Genomic DNA, 3,187 nt, shown 5'->3' with positions numbered 1-3,187 from the left:
AGCGGCAAAAATGTCGGCGCCACCTTGGGCACTTCTTTCGCCGCAGACGGGCTACCGCCACCTTCTTCATCTTCACCGTGGGAACGCGTCATGAACCAGGCAGCGGCCCCGCCACCGGCCAACACAAGCAGTAGCACAACGCCGAGGATGATCACCAGCATCTTCTTGCTTTTGACCTTGACGGCTGGGGCTGGGGCGTCTGACACGATGCGGATTCCTTGTGTGAGGGATGCAGTCTTTACATTGGACTCAATGCAGAGGGCGCCTGCGATGGCCCATTATCGGATGCTGACACATCCCATAATACCCAGAATAGCCACCCAAAACCCGGGTAGTCAGCGCCTACGAAGCGCCCCGATACGCCTTACGCCACAGCCGCGCCTTACGCCAGGGATGCCGCGCTGATCCGGGCAAGAGAGCCCTGCTTGCCTGCATGCCGATTGACACATTCGAAGTCGCACGTACGACCGATCACCTACACAAAGACATCGACAGAGCCGTCCAACGACTGATCCGTCCTGGCGCGCAGGGCACCAGCGGGCGCAACCACATTGACCTGCCTCTGCCCGGCTTCTTCTCGCTGTCGCTTCTGATCGCCGCCCTGTCCCCCCGCAAGGCTTCGACCTGCTGACGACCCGACTGACATACCCGAAAGCACCAGCCCCTCACCCCGCAGCAGTTCGCTCAATTGAGCCATGCTGCGGTCGAGCAACTCACGGGTTTGTTCCTGATCACTTCGAAAAGTCACATGGGCTTCGTTACCCGATAGTGACACCGATACCTCCACGGGCAGGCCATCGCGATGGACGGTCAGCTCTGCGTTTTGCGTTTCCTGATTGACCCAGTAGGCAACTTGTTCGGAAATCTGGTCTTCGACGCCTGACTGCGTCGCGTCAGCAGATGACAGGGCGCTGTCGAAGGGCTCGGCCGCACCGGCGGTACGCTCTGGCTCAGCGATGCCATCGGCACGGTGACCAAAATCACGCGGGCTGGACCCCTCCGCGGATGCCCGGGAGCCCGCATTCTGGGCCTGCTCCATGCCGGGCGCGATCAGGCCAGCCACATCAGCCGGTAGGTCTGCAGCCATCAGACTACGGGCCACCGCACGCTCCGACGCAAACGCAGGCACCCCAACCGCGCTCGCCTGCATTTGCACCAGGACAGCGCCCAGCGTACTTGTGAGCGGACCTGACGCCCGGTCTGAGGCCCCTGCCGTCACGGCGCCGCGCAGGGCCGGGCCTTCGACGGGATCGGCACGCAAAGCCATCGCGTTGTGAAGACGTGTGAAGGCACGGCCGTAGCCAGAAACCGGGTTGGCGACGGCACCCCCACGCACATCGGCGGTGGTCTCAAGACCAGTGGCATCCGGGCTGGGCCCTTGACTGCGCGCTCCGCCCCGGAGGACGAACACATCGCTGTCAACTGCACCGAGCTTGGCTCCCACACCGCTCAGCGCGGTCAGGTCACGCCCGGTCTGCTGTCCGGCCACCATTGGCCGGCCAATCTCAGCGCCCTGAATGGTCAGCCCCGGTGCGGGCGCTGGAGCATCGCGAGAAGCCAGCAAGTCTTGCCATGCAGCAATGGGGGGCGCATCGGTCTGCAGCAGATCAGGCAACGTCAAAACAGCATCGGCGGCTGGCTCGTCACCCGCCACATCCAGCGGGGAGTTCACCGCGTCAAGCGACTGTTGCAGGTCGGCAAGCAGTGACAAAAAGTCCGCGGGATTGGCAGTGGCGCCTGCACTCTGGCTTTGACCGTTTGCCTTGCCGCGCTGCAGGTGTCCTGCCGCAAGCGGGGATTGCTTGGCCGAGGGGCCAGAGGGTGTCGCAGCAACTCGTGTGGGTTCCATGTCAATGCTCCTGCTGGGAGTTGCGGTACCGTAGCGACGCCCGCTCGTCCGTCTGTTTCTGTTCTCGGCGCGCATTGGCCAGTTCGATATCACTGCGGCGCTTGTCGACGACCTTGGACAAACTGGCGAGCCTGAGCTCTGCTTGCAAAAGCGTTTGCCGTGCCATGTTCACGCGACCCTCGTGATCACCCACCACGGTGGTCTGAAGCCCCGCCGCATGTCCGAGTCGGCCCATGAACTGGATGTGGTGGTACATCACCTCCGGCTTCATGTCGGCATCGGCTCGCACGCCCCAGCGGGCCTCGGTCTCGCGGGCATAGTCGTTCAATTGCTCCAGCTGGGCCCTGGCCGCCTGCTGGGCAGCCAGGGCGGCCTGCAAAGCCTTGCGTGCGTCATCGCGCTGACGCATGGCCAGATTGACGGCGACAAGCAACGAACTCAGGTTGGACATGAAAGCGGGCACCCCGTTGATCAACGCGTTCATTGACCCAGCACGGCGTCCATGGCAGCCACGCTTTGCCCTAGCGAAGACGCCTCGAACATGTCCTGCTGAAGAAAGTCTGCCATCTGAGGCTGCAGGCGAATGGCTTCATCGAGGGCCGGGTCGGACCCGCTCATGTAAGCACCTACCTGGATGAGATCGCGGCTCTTTTGGTAACGCGAGTAAGCCGCCCTGAAGCGTCGGGCCAAATCGAAGTGCTCAGTGATCACCACGTTGTGCATGACCCGCGAAGCGGACTGTTCGATATCGATGGCCGGGAAATGTCCCGTCTCCGCAAGCGCCCGCGACAGCACGATGTGCCCATCCAGGATGGCCCGGGCTGCATCTGCAATCGGATCCTGCTGGTCGTCGCCCTCGGACAGCACGGTGTAGAAGGCGGTGATCGAGCCCACGCCGTGCAGCCCGTTTCCAGCGCGCTCCACCAGATGAGGCAACTTGGCGAAACACGATGGCGGATACCCCTTGGTCGCTGGCGGCTCGCCGATGGCAAGGGCAATCTCTCGCTGGGCCATGGCGTAGCGGGTCAGCGAATCCATCAACAAGAGAACGTGCAAGCCTTTGTCGCGAAAGTGCTCTGCCACCGCGGTCGCGTAGGAGGCGCCCTGCATGCGCAAAAGCGGTGGTGCGTCTGCAGGCGCCGCCACCACTACCGAGCGAGCCCGCCCCTCCTGGCCAAGAATGTCCTCGATGAACTCCTTGACCTCACGGCCGCGCTCGCCAATCAGACCGACCACGATGACGTCCGCCTGGGTGTAGCGGGCCATCATTCCGAGCAGCACGCTCTTGCCCACGCCCGAGCCCGCGAACAAGCCCAGCCGCTGCCCGCGCCCCACCGT

At 63.5% G+C, this 3,187-nt stretch carries 3 protein-coding genes and 1 pseudogene; all 4 read right to left on the bottom strand.

All coding sequences use genetic code 11. From position 1 onward, the window contains the following. Window positions 1-206: pseudogene (locus tag ACK543_RS02195) on the bottom strand (flagellar basal body protein FliL); the annotation flags it as partial. Window positions 207-475: 269 nt separating this feature from the next. Beyond that, the gene (locus ACK543_RS02190; RefSeq protein WP_409941235.1) at window positions 476-1,849 is read right to left on the bottom strand and encodes a flagellar hook-length control protein FliK; all 1,374 of its coding nucleotides are present in this window, start codon (window positions 1,847-1,849) and stop codon (window positions 476-478) included. Window position 1,850: 1 nt separating this feature from the next. Then, window positions 1,851-2,300, bottom strand: a complete 450-nt coding sequence (gene fliJ / locus ACK543_RS02185) for a flagellar export protein FliJ (RefSeq protein WP_409941236.1) — start codon at window positions 2,298-2,300, stop codon at window positions 1,851-1,853. Between the two features lie 29 nt (window positions 2,301-2,329). After that, on the bottom strand, window positions 2,330-3,187 hold an 858-nt coding region (locus tag ACK543_RS02180), incomplete at its 5' end, for a FliI/YscN family ATPase (RefSeq protein WP_409941234.1).

Source organism: Acidovorax sp. (assembly GCF_046341535.1).
Taxonomy (GTDB): Bacteria; Pseudomonadota; Gammaproteobacteria; order Burkholderiales; family Burkholderiaceae_C; genus Acidovorax.
This window is presented reverse-complemented; position numbering and strand designations above follow the sequence as displayed.